Origin of the sequence: Mycobacterium sp. VKM Ac-1816D, assembly GCF_000416385.1 — a bacterium.
Classification (GTDB): domain Bacteria; phylum Actinomycetota; class Actinomycetes; order Mycobacteriales; family Mycobacteriaceae; genus Mycobacterium; species Mycobacterium neoaurum_A.
In genome coordinates this window covers 358,004-372,920 of sequence record NZ_AOHQ01000131.1, presented here as the reverse complement: position 1 = coordinate 372,920, position 14,917 = coordinate 358,004, and the positions used below count along the sequence as shown (strand labels likewise).

Here is a 14,917-nt window from a genome sequence, read left to right as displayed (position 1 = left end):
GGTGCCATCGAGATGCTGCTGGTCGGTCCAGCCGCCGGGCCCGCAGTGAAATGTCTTGATCAGATGGTGAATGCGGCAGTACAGCTTGGTGTTCGACGGATGCGTTGGACCGTAGGGCCAGGGTGTGGTGTGGTCGATATCGCAGCGCGCCACCGCCACGGTGCAGCCCGGCCAGCGACACGTCAGGTCGCGGCAGCGGATGAAGTCAGTCAGCCCCCGCGACGGGTGATAGCCGCGCTCGGTGCCCAGATCGGTCGCCGCGGGGACGGGCCGGATTGTGGCCTGCGGGATCAGGTCGACCAGAGCTTCGCCCGTGATCACACCGTATCCGGGGATCAGCGCGGGCGGGGTCGGTCGCGCCGGCTGGATTGCTTTAACCGGGTCCACGGTATCGCGGTCTGCATTGTCACCGTGCCGGGCGTCGGGGGTGGTGTCGGTGCGCTGCTCGTCATCAGAGGGTTCGTCAGCATGTCCGGTGTGCGCTTCGATAACGGAGTCCCGTTCGCCCAGCAGGTGAATCACGAATTGTCCTTTGGCGACCTCATTGTCGGCCGCTGGGCATTCCGGACGTCCGCACAGGCACGGGATGCTTTTCGCACCCGCTGTCAGGGCGTCCACCGAATCTGCGCGCCGCTCTTGGAAGGTGCGCGGGTCCGCTGGGCACGTGGTGCGGGCCAGCGCGTCCAACCCCTGATCGAAAACCGCGCCCTTGGCGGCATCGACGCGGCCGTAGATCTCGACCATGCCGTCCCCGACGGGCTCCACCGTGATACGCCGACCGCGCCGCGCCTCTCGGGCCCGACGGACCGCCTCGGGGTCCACATCGACCACCATCCAGTCGACCAAGTCACCGATCCGTTCATCGGACAGGGCGTTCCACGAGGTGGCCTGTTCGGCGAGCTGGGTGTCGATGACCGACATGACGTCGGGGTCCACGATCAATGCGACGCGATGGAGGATGACCCGCAGCACCCGCAGATCCACCGCCCCCTGAGCGAACACGTCGGCCAATGCCGGGAGCCGAACGATCAGGTCGCGGCCCTGGGTGATCAGCGTGCAGGCCCGACCCCGACTGATCCCTAGCTCGGCGCCCAGTTCGGCGGCAGCCAGTTCCCAGTCATCGACGATCATGTCCTCGAAGGCGTGGCCCAACTCGGCCATCCGCGCCAGCGCGAACCGGCCCGCCGCCAGAATCTTGGCCGCCACGGCGACCCGTTCGGTGCGCAGCTGATCGCGCGCGGCATCGAGGTGGTCAGCCACCACCATTCCCCGATCTTCGAACTGGTGTTCGATCATGTCTCCGAGGTTACTCCGCACCTCTGACAACAGAATCCTGTCCTACCCATCAGCGTGCGGCCGATGATGCCGGCCACCTCGGCCAACCGGTCAGGCCTTGGTCACAGCCTTGTCGACCGAGACGAGCTCGTTCGGCCGCGGACGCAACGGTCCGGTCTTGCCATGCGTGGCGTAGATGACCAATCCGACGAAGGCAAGCCCGCCGACGAGATTGCCCAGCACGGTGGGGATCTCGTTCCAGATCAGGTAATCCATGATGGTGAACTCCCCACCCAGCATCAGCCCTGACGGGAACAGGAACATGTTGACGATGGAGTGCTCGAAACCGAGGTAGAAGAACACCATGATCGGCATCCACATGGCGATCACCTTGCCGGGCAGGCTGTCCGACATCATGGCACCCACCACACCCATCGACACCATCCAGTTGCACATCACCCCGCGCAGGAACAACGTCAGCATGCCCGCGGCGCCGTGATCGGCGTAACCGACCGTCCGGCCTGCGCCGATCTCACCGATCGCCTGCCCGACGGCATCGGGGGCCACGCTGAACCCGTAGGTGAAGTACACCGCCATGAACACCGCGACCGTCAGTGCGCCGAGGAGGTTTCCGAGGAACACCAGACCCCAGTTGCGCAGCATCGGTGCGAGCGTCACGCCCGGCCGTTTGTCCAGCCAGGCCAGCGGCACCAAGGTGAATACCGCTGTCAGCAGATCGAATCCGAGCAGGTGCAGCATGCAGAAGCCGACCGGGAACAGCACCGCCCCGAGTAGCGGCTCCCCCGTCTTCGTCGAGATGGTGATCGCAAAAGCTGCCGCGAGTGCCAGGATGGCACCGGCCATGAAAGACCGGATTAGGGTGTCGCGAGTCGACATGAACACCTTCGACTCGCCGGCGTCGATGATGCGGGTCGCGAGTTCGGCTGGTTTGACGTAGGACATGTCCGGTCTCCTCCTACCAGTGGTACGGCAGGAATTTGCCGTCGATCGTCAGGACAACTCGGTCACCGTCGGGATCGGACCGACGCGCGAAGGACACACTGCAGTTGATGGCACTCATGATGCCGTCCCCGAACTCCTCGTGGATGAGGGCCTTGAACGTCGGGCCATACACGTTGACCAACTCGACGAAACGGTAGATGGTCGGATCGGTGAGCAGGGCGGGGTCTGCGGTCCGATAGGGCTGACGCTGAAGCGCAGCAACGGTTTCCGCGCTGAGACCGAGTAGCTCGCCGACCTGGCCGGCCTGCTCGGCGGGCATCGGGTGGCTGCCCAGCAGGGCCGCCACGGTCCACACCAGCGGGCGGTCGATGTGGTCGGCGATGTTCTGCCAGCTGATCCCGGTTTCGAAACGTCGTTGTTCGATCTCGGTGATGACGGGCGAGGCAACGTCGTATGCCATGCGTGGTCTCCTCACATGCGGTTGGCGGTCCCAAAAGGCTCATGTCCATATCAGCGTGTTGACACCCCACTGCCCATGGCAGAAGGCGAAGGAAATCCGGCATTTCGCGAACGCCCATGACGGCGGATGTCGTTTAACCGCAACGTAACGCCCGGCGAAACACACCCGAAACGCACGCAACCTAGTGTCGTCGCCACAATCGGAATCCAGGTGGGATGTGGTGAACGAGATTGCCCTCGATGCCGGCACGCTGTCGGCGGTCATCGACGTGGCCCCGACCCCGCTGTGGGTCATCGGGCCGGACGGCGCGGTAGCTCTGGCGAACCAGGCCGCGCTGACCATGCTGGGGTACCGATCCGTCGATGACGTGATCGGGGCGCCCAGCCACGACACCCTGCACGAATGGCATCCCGATGGATCGCGCTACCCGTCGCACGCCTGCCCGATCCTCGACGGCTGCGGCTCGACGAGTGTGACCGCCCACGAGTGGTTCATCACCCGGGCCGGTCAGCCCATCCCGGTGACATGGTCGGCAAAACCTCTGGGCACCAGCGGCGCTCGGCTACTGACCTTCGTCGACGCGACCGAACGTATCGCAGCGACAACCCGTCCGCCCGATCACCACGACCTCGCCCCGACACGTTCCGAGCTGCGCGCCCGGCTGCTCGGGTACATCCGCACGCACTTCCACGACCCGGATTTCACGGCGGCCCGGTTGGCCGCACAGTTCCATCTGTCGTTGCGTTCGGTTCAGCAGTTGCTTGCCGAGGACGGCCGGTCGCCCGCGAGTGAGATCCGGCGCCACCGACTGGAACACGCGGACAGCCTGATCGCCCGAGGTTCATCGGTCAGCCACGCGTGCCGGGTGAGCGGCTTCACCGACCAGGGAACGTTCAATCGGGCCTTCCGCCGCCAGTACGGTGTCCCGCCGAGTGAACGCGCACGCCGAGCCGGCTGACCACACCGCAGCGGATCAACGCGGCGCCGCCACCGTACGCCGGCCGAGCGCCCAGGCGAGCAGGCCGCAGAGCGCGAAGCTCGCACCGAGCACGGTAGATCCTGTCCATCCGCGGACTGCGTACGTCGTGGTGGTGGCGGTCGCGCCAAGTGCGGAGCCCAGTGAATAGAAGATCATGTAACCGCCGATGGCGCTGCTGGTCTGGTGCGGGTAGGCAGCAGTGAGAAGGGCTTGGTTGCTGACGTGCGCGGCCTGGACCGCGAAGTCCAAGACGATGACACCGACGATCACCAGCCAAAGCGACCAGCTCGCCTGCCCAGCTGCCATCCAGGACAGCGCCAACAGGGCCAGCGCTGCCCCGGTCACGATGTCGGCCCTACCGGCGTCTGCCCATCGGCCTGCCCGCGCAGCTCCCAGCGCACCGGCAAGCCCGGCGATCCCGAACACGCCGATCTGAGCCGGGCTCAGCTGCCACGGCTCGGCGGCGAGAGGTAGGGCGAGTCCGCTCCAGAGCGTGCCGAACGACGCGAAGAGGAAGAACGCAATCAGCCCGCGCGAGACGAATAGCGGTTCGCCGAAGAGGCTCCCGAGCGACACCACGACGTCGCGGTAGGACCTGCGACGCGACGGGTGCTCTGCCGGAAGCTGTGCGAGCACCGTGATCGAGAGCACGACGAGTAGCAGCATGAGCGCGGCATAGACGCTTCGCCATCCCCACTGGTCGGCGAGAATCCCCGCCAGGATGCGCGCACCCAGGATCCCGATGATGACACCGGACGTGACCATCCCGAGTGTGCGACCCCGCTGCGCGGGCGTCGACACGTCGGCGGCGAAGGCGACGGTGGTCTGCACGACCACGGCGAAGAACCCGGTCACGGCCAGACCGGTGAGCAGGACCCACAGACCGGGTGCGAGCGCGGCCACCAGCATCCCGACCGCGGCGAGGAAGAGTTGGCCGCCGATGAGCGCGCGCCGGTCCGACATGTCGCCCAACGGAACCAGGACGGCCAGGCCGACCAGGTAGCCGATCTGCCCTGCCGCCACGATCCATCCCAGGTCAGATTCGGACACACCCAACTCTCGCCCGATCTGTGCGAGCACCGGCTGGGCGACGTAGACCGTCGCGACAGCGACGGCGCAGACCATCGCGAGCAAGATCCGCCGCCTGTCGGTGAGTAGCACACCTTCCCCAATCAGTAGCAATTTGCAACCATTCCAACTATGGCAGAATAGTTTCAGATCGCAACTCATTGGGAGGCGTGATGAAGCCCGTCGTTCACGTCGACGATGTGACGTGGACCGACCCCACGTGTCCCGTCGCGCGCACACTCGACCTCGTCGGAGACCGGTGGAGCCTGCTGATCATTCGCGACGCGATGGACAACGCACGGTCCTTCACCGACTTTCAGCACCGCACCGGCGTCGCACGCAACATCCTCACCGACAGGCTTCGCCGACTCGTCGAGCACGGCATCCTCACCCGAGAGACCGCGGCATCGGGGCGCCGCCAGATCTATGTACTCACCGACGCAGGCCGCGACCTGTTCACCGTCATCGTGGCCATGCGCCAATGGGGCGAGCGACATACCTTCGCCGACGAGGAACCGCGGTCCGTCCTCGTCGACGAAAACGGCGGCACGCTGGACGAACTGCACCCGACCGACTCGCACGGTCACCGGATCGACATCGACGCCACCACCGTCCGGCGGCCCACCTGAACGGGCCGACCTCGCGAAGCAGCTACCGGTCGACGCCTGCCCAGAACTCGCTTGTCCGCGCCGCGATCTCGTCGGGAAACTCACCGGTCACCGCGTGTGACGCCCGCGGCCAGACCTCGACCTGACCCGCGGACAGCACCGAGCGGGCCGTGGCGGCCGCCCGGCTGGCGTCATGAATCACGCTGCGCCCCGCGATGATCGCCAGAACGGGAACCCGCAGCGCACGCAACTTCTCCGGGCTGAACCTGGCGGGCGTGGGCTGTTGCAGCGCGAAGTCGGCGGTACCCGCGTCGATGAGCATCAGCGCGGGATCGGATTCGTCGACATCGGCTCCCCCGGATATCCACCGCAAGATGCGGCGCCGCACCCTATCCGGGACGCCCGGCAGCCCCATCGGAAGGAATGCCAGCATGGTCCGAAGTGGGATCGGCGCGAAGGTCAGCACCGGGTCGATCAACACAAGCGAGGCCACCTTCTGCGGTCGGCGCAACGCGTAGTTCATCGCGCTCCACCCACCGAACGACACGCCCAGCACGTGGACCGACTCCTCCCCGATACCGGTCAGCACATCGTCCAGCCAGCGCGCCTGGTCATCGGCTCCGGTGATCGGCTTGCGCTGCACCGACATTCCCGGCTCACCGAGCAGGTCGATGCAGTACACCGGGCGATGCGCGAGCAGGCCGGACAGATTGTCGGCCCACATCGGTGTCGAGGCGTTACGGCCGGGCAGCAACACCACCGGCCGCCCAGGCCCGCCGGCGAACCGATACACCCGCACGGTGCCGAATGCCGTGTCCACATCCCATATCCGGTCGACAGCCGGAAGCCGCGCCAACGCCGTGGCATAGACGGCCGCGAAGTGGGCACGCGCCGCGTCGCTGCGCCAATGCCCGACTCCCACAGCGCTACTCGACGGTGACCGACTTGGCCAGGTTGCGCGGCTTGTCGACGTCATAACCACGCGCTTGCGCGACACCCGCGGCGAACACCTGCATCGGGATCGTCGACAACAACGGCTGGAACAGCGTCGATACCGCCGGGATCTCGACCAGGTGATCGGCGTACGGGGCCACCGTGTCATCACCCTCCTCGGCGATGACGATCGTGATCGCGCCGCGGGCCTGGATCTCCCGGATGTTGCTGAGCAGCTTTGCGTGCAACGTTGCCGCGCTCTTCGGCGACGGCATCACGATGATGACCGGCAGATCGTCCTCGATGAGGGCGATCGGCCCGTGCTTGAGTTCACCGGCGGCGAAACCCTCGGCGTGCATGTAGGCGAGTTCCTTGAGCTTGAGCGCACCTTCCAGCGCCACCGGATAGCCGACATGGCGGCCCAGGAACAGCACCGCCGAGGAGTTGGCGAACTTGTGTGCCAGCTCGGTGACCGGATCCATGCAGCCCAGCACCCGTTCGACCTGAGCGGCCATGGCCTCCAGGTCGTGATATTCGCGGGCGACCTCGTCGGCGTACTTGGTGCCGCGGGCCTGCGCAAGGGCAAGGCCGACAAGATAATTGGCCGTCACCTGCGCCAGGAAGGTCTTGGTGGACGCCACCCCGACCTCCGGTCCGGCCCGGGTGTAGAGCACCGCATCGGCCTCGCGAGGAATCTGGCTGCCGTTGGTGTTGCAGATGGCCAGCACCTTGGCCTTCTGCTCCTTGGCATGCCGGACCGCCTCAAGGGTGTCTGCGGTCTCACCGGACTGCGATATGGCGATCACCAGCGTGCTGCGATCGAGAACCGGGTCGCGATAACGGAATTCGCTGGCGAGTTCCACCTCGACCGGAAGCCGCGTCCAGTGCTCGATGGCGTACTTGGCCAACAACCCGGAGTGATACGCCGTACCGCAGGCGACGATGAACACCTTGTCGACCTCGCGCAACTCCTGATCGGAGAGCCGCTGCTCGTCGAGAACGATGCGACCGCCCTCGAAGTGACCGAGCAGTGTCTCGGCGACCGCGGTCGGCTGCTCGGCGATCTCCTTGAGCATGAAGTACTCGTAACCGCCCTTTTCGGCGGCGCTGAGGTCCCAGTCGACATGAAAACGGCGGGCAGGCGCATCCTCACCGGCGAAATCGGTGACCCGGTAGCCGTCGGCGGTGATCACCACGGCCTGGTCCTGCCCGAGCTCGACGGCCTCGCGGGTGTGCTCGATGAATGCGGCGACATCGGAACCGATGAACATCTCGCCGTCGCCGACACCGACCACCAGCGGGGTCGAGCGGCGGGCCGCCACGATGGTCCCCGGCTCGTCGGCGAAGGCGAACACGAGGGTGAAGTGCCCTTCCAGACGTCGCAGCACCGCGAGCACCGACGCCACGAAGTCTCCGGCGGTATCACCGTGGCGGTAGGCCTGGGCGACCAGATGCACGGCGACCTCGGAATCGGTATCGCTGGCGAACTCGACGCCGACGGCCTCCAGCTCGGCACGCAGCCCGGCGAAATTCTCGATGATGCCGTTGTGCACCACGGCGAACTTCCCGCTGCTGTCGCGGTGCGGGTGGGCATTGCGATCGGTGGGCCGCCCATGGGTGGCCCAGCGGGTGTGCCCCATCCCGGTGCTGCCGACGAGCGCGTCGCCACCGGCCTCGCCGAGCGCTTCTTCCAGATTGGCCAGCCGGCCGGCCTTACGTTCCACGGTCAGACCACCTGAACCGTCGAGCAGGGCCACACCTGACGAGTCGTATCCGCGGTACTCCATCCGGCGCAGCGCGTCGACGACGATCTCGCAGGCAGGGCGCCGTCCGACGTAGCCGACGATTCCACACATAGCGTCCCAGGGTAGTCCAGTGCCGATCCTCTGCCCGTCCACGCGCGTCGACTAGGGTCTATGCGTGGCCAAGACGAAGAAGCTCTTCGCAGCCCTGACCCGGCGCGGACCGCACCGTGTGCTGCGTGGGGACCTCGCGTTCGCCGGCCAGCCCGGCGTCGTCTATACCCCGGAATCGGGGTTCAATCTGCCGGGCATCGCCTTCGGTCACGACTGGCTGACCGGTAGCGACCGCTATGCCGGCACGTTGGAGCATCTGGCCTCGTGGGGCATCGTCGCGGCGGCCCCCGACACCGAGAAGGCCTTCGCGCCGTCGGTGCTGAACCTCGCCGTCGACCTGGGCACCACGCTGGACATCATCGCCGGGGTGCGGCTGGGGCCCGGCAAGATCAGCGTTCACCCGAGCAAGCTCGGCGTCGTCGGGCATGGTTTCGGCGGCTCTGCCGCCGTCTTCGCCGCGGCAGGCATGGGATCGCGGCTCAAGACCGCTGCGGCCCTGTTTCCCGCGGTCAGCAGCCCCCCGGCCGAGCAACCGGCTGCCGGGCTGGCGCTTCCCGGACTGATCCTGCGGGCCTCCGCGGATTCGAGTTCCCTCCGTTCCAATGCGGACGCGCTGGCGCAGGCCTGGACGTCGTCGACGTTGAGGATCGTCAACAAGGGCGAGTCCGGCGGTCTCGTGGAGGGCAGGCGGTTGGCCAAGGCCGTGGGCCTGCCCGGCGCCGATAAGGGCACCCAGAAGGCGGTACGGGCGCTGCTGACCGGTTATCTGCTGTTCGTCCTGGCCGGAGACAAGACCTACCGCGACTTCGCCGATCCCGAGGTGACGCTGCCCAAGACGGTGGCGCTGGATCCCGCAGCCGAGCAGCCGACGCTGGAAGACAAGGTCGTCGCGCTGCTGAAGGGCTGACGCCCGAAACGTCCGGCCACCAAGCGTCCAACCAACTGGTTGGTGATATAAACGCAGCCATGCGCACTGGCATCTTCCTCAGCTACGCCGGCGGTTTCAAAGAGGCCGCCGAGCAGGTCGTCCAACTGGAGAAGGTCGGCGTCGACATCGCGCTGGTCGCCGAGGCCTACTCGTTCGATGCCATCAGCCAGCTGGGCTATCTCGCGGCCAAGACCTCGACGATCGAACTCGGCACCGGCGTGGTCCCCATCTACGTGCGCACCCCGACCCTGCTGGCCATGACCGCCGCCGGACTCGATTACGTCTCCGACGGTCGCTTTCGCCTCGGCATCGGCACCTCCGGCCCGCAGGTGATGGAGGGCTTCCACGGCCTGCCGTTCGACGCGCCGATGGGGCGCACCCGCGAGGTGGTCGACATCTGCCGGCAGGTGTGGCGCCGCGAGAAGGTCGCCTACGACGGCAAGCACTACCAGATCCCGCTGCCCGCCGACCGCGGCACCGGGCTGGGCAAATCGCTGCGGCTGATCAATCACCCAGTGCGCGAGGATATCCCGATCACCATCGCGGCACTCGGACCGAAGAACGTCGAGCTGACGGCAGAGATCGCCAACGGATGGCAGCCGATCTTCTTCTACCCGGAGAGAGCCGACGACGTGTGGGGTGACTCACTGCGGGCCGGCTACGCCAAACGTGACCCCGCACTCGGCCCGCTGGACATCATGGTCAGCGCCAGCCTGGCCATCGGTGACGATGTCGAGGACCGGTTGGCATGGGCGAAACCACAGCTGGCGTTGTACATCGGCGGCATGGGCGCCAAGGGGCAGAACTTCTATCACAAACTGGCCACCCGTTACGGATTCGGCGAGGTCGCCGATCAGATCCAGGACCTGTTCCTGGCGGGCAAGAAGGAAGAGGCGATCGCGGCGGTCCCCGACGATCTGGTCCGCAACGTCTCGCTGGTCGGTCCGCGCGGATACGTCAAGGAACGCCTGGCCGCATACAAGGCGGCCGGGGTGACCACCATGCTGGTGCATCCGCTCGCCATCGACGGCGCCGAGGCACACCGCTTCACCGAGGAGCTGGTCACCCTCACCAGCGACATCTGAGAAGGGTGATGCACGCCTCATAATTGGGGCACGCATGTCTCATTGGGTAGGGTGATACCCAGCGGCATCGTCTGTTCTGCCTTTTGCCGCTTCGCCAAGGCGATTTCTACGCCGTGGCCGATCGTCACACCGAGCGCCGCGGGATCTCCCGCGCCGGGCAGGACGACCGCACTCTATCTATCTGGAGCTTTTACGTGCCCACCTTTTCCGACCTCGGGCTGCCCGAGGCCGTTGTTTCCACGCTCGCTGCCAGCGGCATCGAGTCCCCCTTCCCCATTCAGGCTGCGACGCTGCCCGACTCACTGGCCGGCCGCGATGTCCTCGGCCGCGGCAAGACCGGATCGGGTAAGACCTACGCCTTCCTGCTGCCCGTGGTCGGACGACTTGCCGCCGCGCCGCAGCCTCGCCGTTCGGGCCGGTTCCGCGCCCTGATCCTCGCCCCGACCCGCGAACTGGTCAGCCAGATCGACGCCTCGCTGGCACCGCTGGCCAAGGCCACCGGATTGAAGTCGGTGACCATCTTCGGTGGCGTCGGCGCCCAGCCGCAGATCCAAAAGCTGCGTGACGGTGTCGATATCGTCATCGCCTGCCCCGGACGGCTCGAAGATCACGTCAAGTCCGGCCACGCCGACCTGTCGGGCGTGGAGATCACGGTTCTCGACGAGGCCGACCACATGGCCGATCTCGGCTTCCTGCCGCCGGTCAAGCGCCTGCTCGACCGCACACCTCGCGACGGCCAGCGCCTGCTGTTCTCGGCCACCCTGGACAACGGCATCGACGTGCTGGTCCAGCGTTACCTGCATGACCCGGTCGTGCACAGCGTGGACTCCGAACAGTCCCCCGTCTCGGCGATGGTGCACCACGTGCTGCACGTCGAGCATGACGCCCGCTTCGAGGTGCTGGCCGACCTTGCCGCATCGCCCGGTCGGACCATCGTCTTCGCCCGCACCAAGTACGGCGCCAAAGGCCTTGCCCGCAAGCTCAATTCGCGCGGTGTACCGGCGGTCGAGTTGCACGGCAACCTGTCCCAGAATGCGCGCACCCGCAACCTCGGTGCCTTCTCCGACGGGTCGGCGACCGTGCTGGTCGCCACCGACATCGCCGCTCGCGGCATCCACGTCGACGACGTGAACCTGGTGGTGCACGCCGATCCGCCGGTCGAGCACAAGGCCTACCTGCACCGGTCCGGCCGGACCGCGCGTGCAGGCAGCGAGGGCACCGTGGTGACGCTGATGCTGGACAGCCAGGTCTCCGACGTCAAGGTGCTCACCCGCAAGGCGGGCGTGAAGGCCACCGTGACCAAGTTCCGCGGTGCCGAGCATCCGGTGCTGCAGGAGATCGCCCCCGGCGAGCGGACGTTCACCGGACCGATCGTGCTGGACGTGCCCGAGCAACCCGCCGCGCGTCCTGCCGGGCAGTCCAGCCGTCGGCGTAAGCCCGCACGGCACAGCGGATCCGGTGGCGCCGGCTCCCCTGCCGGCAATGCCGGCGCGCGCCGTGGGCGGCCGCGCCGCAGCGGCGCCGGTTCCCCGCGCTGACCCCTCTCCTCCCCCGCGAGCAGACTCATGTTCCCCCTAGAATCACGGTTCTAGGGGGAACACCTGTCTGTTCGCGGGGTCATCGGCGAGCACCGCGGCAGGTGGCTCACGGACCCGCCTGAGGGAGTGCATCGGCAGCGATCTCGCATGGTGTGGCGGGCCGCGGTGCAACCGGCGGAGCGGGATCGACAGGTGGCTCGGGCAATGCTGCGGGTACCGGGGTGGCAACCGGCGCCGCCTCGGCGGCACCGAGCGGCACCTCCTCGACCGTCACGGCCCCGGGCCCGTGCTCCTCGGGCACTTCATCTTCGGGCGCTTCTTCTTCGGTCTCGCCGCCTTCGGTTTGCTCGTCCTCGGCATCCTCTTCTTCGGCCTCATCCTCCGGGTCGGTGTCCGCCTCGTCGAGCACCTCGTCGGCTGCGTCATCCCTGGCGTCGAAGGGATCGTCCACTCCCAAAGGGTCCGACGACAAGCCGGAAGCACCCGATCCGAACAGCCCACCCAGCATGTCCGCGAACGGCTGGCCCAGACCCGACAGACCGGACAATCCGGCGGCCGGTGACGGCATGGCACCCAATCCGCCGCCCGGGGGCAGCGCTGCGGCAGGCGTTTCCGGTGGCGCCACGGGCTGTGGCACCGGCGACGGCACAGCTGCCGGGGCCGCAGACGGCACGGGTGTCGCCTGCTGCTCGGCCGAGAACCCGGCAGGTACCGTCACCGGCGGAGAATACGAGAACGGTTGCGCCGTCACGCTTCCTGCCGAAATCGTCTCCGGCAGCAGCGCGCGACCAGGGTGGGCGAACGAGGCTGCCGGGCCCACCGCGTCCGCGGCCGCGCGATACGCATCGGGAATGGACCGGTCGGTCGAACGCATCGACGTGACCCAGTCACCGGCGACATCGGTGGCGACAAACGGCGCCACCTGCTGATCCACCAGCTCACTGGCCGCCGAAAGATCGCCGGCGCCGGTGGTGACCGTCCGCGACGCACTCAGCCACATCTCGCGCACGCCACGCGCCTCGATATCGGTGGTGGTGCCGACCTTCTCCTCGACCAGGTGCCGCAGGCGATCGGCCAGATCCCGCAGTGCTGTTGCCGCGCAACGCAGATTGTCGACCGCCACGGACGACGCGTCGGCATGCCTGCGCAGAAAATCGGCGGCGACATCACCACCGACGCCGTGCCATTGCGCCAGCACCACATTGCGCGCGCCATCCTGTTCGGTCAGGGCCTCCTCGGCAGCGGCAGCGGCGGCCGACAGTGTCCGGCAGTCGGCGGCCAGCGCGCCGAGATCCAGCGACTGTTCTGCGGTGTAGGCGGTGTGCAGCAGCACCGGGTCGGGTGTGTCGTGCCCGAGCCGGCGGCACGCCCGCACATACTCGGTCAGCACCTCGACGGCGGGCATCCCCTGCTCCAACACCGTGTCATCCGATCCGTCGGGCGGCGCGGGCGTCGATATCGGCGTAATCGGCAGCCGAGATCCGCAGACTCGATGCGATCTCCCGATTCGCCGCCGCCCACGCTCGAAGCTGACCGAGGGCCTCGGTGACGGCGCGCTGCACCAGCGCACCGCCGTCGGCGTACTCGCGGCCCGCGCCGGCAGCACCGAACACCGCGTGTGCGCGGCCCACGGCACCGTCGAGGATGCCGGCGACGCTGTCGTAGCGCTGCGCGGCACTCAGTACCGCGGTGACATCCATCCGCGCCGAGTCGATGTATCCCATACGGAATAGGACGCAACGGGCACCGCTGCGGTTCCATCCAATTCGCGGCTAGGTGTGTCGGCTCACCGATTCGGCCACCTGCGCGGCCAACTGGCGGGCGGTATCAGCATCGGCAGCCTCGACCATCACCCGCACCACCTGCTCGGTTCCGGAGGGCCGCAACAGGATCCGGCCGGTATCGCCGAGCTTGGCCTCGGCTTCGGCGACGGCCTCCTGGACGGCGGGGGCCTGCGCAACCGTCGCCTTGTCTTGCACGGCGACATTGATCAGTACCTGCGGCATGGTCTGCATGGGCGCGGTCAGGTCCGCCAAGGTACTGCGGGTCTGAGCCATCCGGGACATCAGCCGCAACCCGGTGACGATCCCGTCGCCGGTGGTGCCGAAGCTGGGCAGCACGATGTGTCCGGACTGTTCACCGCCGAGCGAGAACTCCCCGGACCGCAGCTCTTCGAGGACATAGCGATCACCGACGGCGGTCGTACGCACGTCGATGCCGGCGGCACGCATCGCGACATGCAGGCCCAAATTGCTCATCACCGTCGTGACCAGCGTGTTGGACGCAAGTTCCTGTGACTCCTGCATGGCCAAGGCCAGCATCACCATGATCGCGTCACCGTCGATGATGCGGCCGCCGGCATCCACGGCCAGGCAGCGGTCGGCGTCACCGTCGTGAGCCAGACCGAGGTGCGCACCGTGTGCGACGACCGCCTCCGCGAGCGCCTCCATATGTGTGGAACCGCAGTCATCGTTGATGTTGAGACCGTTGGGCTCCGCGCTGAGGGCGATCACCTCGGCGCCCGCGGCACGATAGGCCAGCGGAGCGGCGGCGTAACCGGCGCCGTTGGCGCAGTCGACGATCACCCTGATGCCGTCCAGCGGCGTGGTGACGGCCTTGGCGACGTGGCGCAGGTAGCGATCCAGCGCGTCCTCGGCGTCCACGACGCGGCCGATACCGGCGCCGACCGGACGCTGTCCCGGCCCGGAACTGACCAATTCCTCGATGCGGTCCTCGGCGGCATCGTCGAGCTTGTGCCCACCGGGCCCGAAGATCTTGATGCCGTTATCGGGCATCGGGTTGTGCGACGCGGAGATCATGATGCCGAAGTCGGCGTCATACGCACTGGTCAGATAGGCCACCGCGGGCGTGGGCAGGACGCCGACACGCAGTGCGTCGACACCCTCGCTGGTCAGGCCGGCGATCACCGCGGCCTCGAGCATCTCGCCGCTGGCCCGTGGATCCCGTCCCACGACCGCCACCCGGCGGCCCGTTGTCGATACCGAGCCGAGCCGCCGCGCGGCCGCCGAACCGAGCGCCACCGCCAGTTCCGCGGTGAGGTCACGATTGGCGACTCCACGCACGCCATCGGTGCCGAACAGTCGAGCCATGACGTCAAATTTCTCATACGCGAGGGCTCCAGAGCGAACTGACAGCCCGGCGACCTCATGAGAATTCCCACCGATCTCTCGAAGAAACACCACTGCCCGCGTCCGATGGACGCG

At 67.3% G+C, this 14,917-nt stretch carries 14 protein-coding genes; 5 read left to right on the top strand and 9 right to left on the bottom strand.

The genetic code is table 11. From position 1 onward, the window contains the following. The 3 genes from G154_RS11595 to cynS all read right to left on the bottom strand — a co-directional run. The coding region (locus G154_RS11595; RefSeq protein ID WP_036479499.1) for an HNH endonuclease signature motif containing protein at positions 1-1,296 on the bottom strand (1,296 nt) is incomplete at its 3' end. Between the two features lie 90 nt (positions 1,297-1,386). Beyond that, complete coding sequence (locus G154_RS11590; protein WP_019510226.1) at positions 1,387-2,238, bottom strand: formate/nitrite transporter family protein; 852 nt, start codon at positions 2,236-2,238, stop codon at positions 1,387-1,389. A gap of 13 nt (positions 2,239-2,251) precedes the next feature. Further along, positions 2,252-2,698, bottom strand: coding sequence for a cyanase (cynS, locus tag G154_RS11585; RefSeq protein ID WP_019510227.1), 447 nt, complete (start codon positions 2,696-2,698; stop codon positions 2,252-2,254). A gap of 220 nt (positions 2,699-2,918) precedes the next feature. Between cynS and G154_RS11580 the strand changes: the two genes are divergently transcribed. Next, on the top strand, positions 2,919-3,656 hold the full coding sequence (locus tag G154_RS11580; protein WP_162181521.1) for a helix-turn-helix domain-containing protein: 738 nt from the start codon (positions 2,919-2,921) through the stop codon (positions 3,654-3,656). A gap of 15 nt (positions 3,657-3,671) precedes the next feature. Here G154_RS11580 and G154_RS11575 read toward each other — a convergent pair whose 3' ends face one another. Further along, a complete protein-coding gene (locus G154_RS11575; protein ID WP_045546445.1) occupies positions 3,672-4,802 on the bottom strand; it encodes an MFS transporter in 1,131 nt (376 codons plus the stop codon). Positions 4,803-4,918: 116 nt separating this feature from the next. Between G154_RS11575 and G154_RS11570 the strand changes: the two genes are divergently transcribed. Further along, the gene (locus tag G154_RS11570) at positions 4,919-5,374 is read left to right on the top strand and encodes a helix-turn-helix domain-containing protein (protein WP_019510230.1); all 456 of its coding nucleotides are present in this window, start codon (positions 4,919-4,921) and stop codon (positions 5,372-5,374) included. Between the two features lie 22 nt (positions 5,375-5,396). On the opposite strand, the gene G154_RS11565 is transcribed toward G154_RS11570, so the two are convergent. Beyond that, positions 5,397-6,275, bottom strand: a complete 879-nt coding sequence (locus G154_RS11565; protein ID WP_019510231.1) for an alpha/beta fold hydrolase — start codon at positions 6,273-6,275, stop codon at positions 5,397-5,399. A 4-nt stretch (positions 6,276-6,279) separates the two neighbouring features. Continuing rightward, entirely contained in the window at positions 6,280-8,142 is a 1,863-nt protein-coding gene (glmS, locus tag G154_RS11560; protein ID WP_023985368.1) for a glutamine--fructose-6-phosphate transaminase (isomerizing), read from the bottom strand. Positions 8,143-8,206: 64 nt separating this feature from the next. Between glmS and G154_RS11555 the strand changes: the two genes are divergently transcribed. The 3 genes from G154_RS11555 to G154_RS11545 all read left to right on the top strand — a co-directional run bounded on the left by G154_RS11555 (position 8,207) and on the right by G154_RS11545 (position 11,693). Beyond that, on the top strand, positions 8,207-9,049 hold the full coding sequence (locus tag G154_RS11555) for a dienelactone hydrolase family protein (RefSeq protein ID WP_019511344.1): 843 nt from the start codon (positions 8,207-8,209) through the stop codon (positions 9,047-9,049). 59 nt (positions 9,050-9,108) lie between these two features. Beyond that, on the top strand, positions 9,109-10,155 hold the full coding sequence (locus tag G154_RS11550; protein WP_019511343.1) for an LLM class F420-dependent oxidoreductase: 1,047 nt from the start codon (positions 9,109-9,111) through the stop codon (positions 10,153-10,155). A gap of 194 nt (positions 10,156-10,349) precedes the next feature. Further along, on the top strand, positions 10,350-11,693 hold the full coding sequence (locus G154_RS11545; protein WP_019511342.1) for a DEAD/DEAH box helicase: 1,344 nt from the start codon (positions 10,350-10,352) through the stop codon (positions 11,691-11,693). Between the two features lie 106 nt (positions 11,694-11,799). Here the strand turns inward: G154_RS11545 and G154_RS11540 are convergent, their stop codons facing one another. Genes G154_RS11540 through glmM form a run of 3 tightly spaced genes read right to left on the bottom strand, consistent with a single transcriptional unit; the run spans position 11,800 to position 14,803 of the window. Continuing rightward, a complete protein-coding gene (locus tag G154_RS11540) occupies positions 11,800-13,098 on the bottom strand; it encodes a hypothetical protein (RefSeq protein ID WP_019511341.1) in 1,299 nt (432 codons plus the stop codon). Positions 13,099-13,117: 19 nt separating this feature from the next. Further along, on the bottom strand, positions 13,118-13,417 hold the full coding sequence (locus G154_RS11535) for a type VII secretion target (protein WP_019511340.1): 300 nt from the start codon (positions 13,415-13,417) through the stop codon (positions 13,118-13,120). Between the two features lie 48 nt (positions 13,418-13,465). Continuing rightward, positions 13,466-14,803 (bottom strand): phosphoglucosamine mutase, encoded by a 1,338-nt coding sequence (gene glmM / locus G154_RS11530; RefSeq protein ID WP_019511339.1) that lies wholly within the window; start codon positions 14,801-14,803, stop codon positions 13,466-13,468. Between the last annotated feature and the right edge of the window lie 114 nt (positions 14,804-14,917).